The sequence below is a fragment of the Streptomyces sp. NPDC050619 genome (assembly GCF_040654815.1).
Classification (GTDB): domain Bacteria; phylum Actinomycetota; class Actinomycetes; order Streptomycetales; family Streptomycetaceae; genus Streptomyces.
This window is the reverse complement of record NZ_JBFAIR010000181.1, coordinates 1-1,116: the sequence shown is the minus strand read 5'-3', so window position 1 is coordinate 1,116 and position 1,116 is coordinate 1. Positions and strand designations below refer to the sequence as shown.

Here is a 1,116-nt window from a genome sequence, read left to right as displayed (position 1 = left end):
CGGCTGGGCCGCCGCCGTTGGGTGATCGAGCGCACGATCTCGTGGCTGTCCGGCTACCGCCGCCTCAGCCCCCGCTACGAACGAAATCCCCGCAACTACCTGGCCTTTCTCGGCCTCGCCGCAGCCATCTGCTGCTACAAACGGTTCGTCCGCCTCACCACATAGGACACCATCTTAGCTTGACGTTTATCCTCGCAGGTCACCCGACCTGCTGATCTGCGGTTCTTCCCGGGACAGCGGAGGCGGCCGTTCTCCACGCTTCGAGATGTCGAGTAACGAAGCACGAGAGAACGGCCGCTGTGTATGAGTCTCCTCGTCCCCGGGCCCGCAGGCGATGCGTTGGACGTCTTGTCCCGCTTTCGGGTCGAGTTCTACGACTGTCTGTACGCCCGCGCGGATGCGCTTTTTGAGCTCACGGACGCGGTCCTGTGCGCGGACGGTCCGGTGAAGACCCTGGTCGAGCTGTCCCTGGCGGTCGAGCACCGGCGTGGGCACGGCGCGCTGTATGCCGCGCTGGACCGGGGCTGGATCGAGCCTGCGAGGCTGCGTCGCGTGCTGGCCGACCTGTCGCTGCCGAAGGCGGCCGACGGGCGGATCGTGCTGGCGGTGGACGTGAGCAACTGGCTCCGCCCTGACGCCCCGACCAGCGACGACCGGCTGTTCTGCCACGTCTACGGGCGTGGCGACCGCAAGACGGACCAGTTGGTGCCGGGCTGGCCGTACTCATTCGTCGCCGCTCTGGAAGCCGGCCGCACTTCCTGGGTCGCGCTGCTCGACGCGGTGCGCCTGGGCCCCGCGGACGATTCCACACTCGTGACCGCCGCCCAACTGCGCGACGTCGTCGAGCGGTTGACACAGGCGGGGCACTGGCGGCCGGGCGATCCCGAGATCCTGATCGTCATGGACTCCGGCTACGACGTCGCCTACCTCTCCCACGCCCTGGCGGACCTGCCGGTCGTGCTGGTCGGGCGTCTGCGCTCGGACCGCGTCATGCTCCGCGACCCGGGCCCCGCACGCTCCGGGCCCAAGGGCGGCCGCCCGCGCCGACACGGCGGTGTCCTCACCTTCAGCAAGCCCGACAGCTGGCACCGGCCCGAGGTCACCACCCACACGGAC

General features: G+C 69.4%; 2 protein-coding genes. Both read left to right on the top strand.

What is annotated here, in order from left to right:
* The coding region (locus AB0I77_RS53880; protein WP_363290382.1) for a transposase at nt 1–165 on the top strand (165 nt) is incomplete at its 5' end.
* Nucleotides 166–303: 138 nt separating this feature from the next.
* Nucleotides 304–1,116: transposase (locus AB0I77_RS53875; protein ID WP_363290381.1), on the top strand; the 813-nt coding region annotated here is incomplete at its 3' end.